General features: G+C 77.7%; 1 pseudogene. It reads right to left on the bottom strand.

Annotation, left to right across the window (positions count from 1 at the left end):
• A pseudogene (locus E1283_RS36855) lies at positions 1-528 on the bottom strand (hypothetical protein); the annotation flags it as partial.

Genomic DNA, 528 nt, shown 5'->3' with positions numbered 1-528 from the left:
GTCGGGAGGCACGATCCGGTTGATGGTGCGGACGACGTCCTCGGGGAGGAGCGCGGAGCCGGCGTAGGGGGTGGGCTCGGGCAGCGCCCTGGCCCGGGTGACGGCGGCGCGGCGCTCGGCCAGCTCCGCCTCGGGGGCGGCGTCGAGGAGGTCGGTGAGCTGGCGGAGCACGGCGTCGGCGTCGCCGGCCAGCGGCACGGCGTCGGGGAAGTTGCGGCCGGCGCGGGCCGGTTCGATGTCGATCTGGGCGACCGGGGTGCCGGTGCGGGCCGGCCCGGTCCAGCTGTTGGTGTCGGTGGCGTTGGCGCGGGTGCCGACCAGCAGCACGGCGTCGGCGTCGCGCAGGTAGGCGTTGGCGGCCGGCAGGCCGCCGTTGTTGCCGACGACGCCGACCAGCCACGGCGAGTCGGACGGCAGCGCGCCCTTGCCGTGGATGGTGGTGGCGACGCCGGCGCCGAGGCGTTCCGCGAGGTGGGCGAGGGTGGCGTGGGCGCCGGAGGTGTGGACGCCGGAGCCGGCGAGGATGGC

Source organism: Streptomyces hainanensis, assembly GCF_004348415.1.
GTDB lineage: Bacteria > Actinomycetota > Actinomycetes > Streptomycetales > Streptomycetaceae > Streptomyces > Streptomyces hainanensis.
Note: the sequence above shows the minus strand (reverse complement) of the source record. Positions and strands in the feature narration are given on the sequence as shown.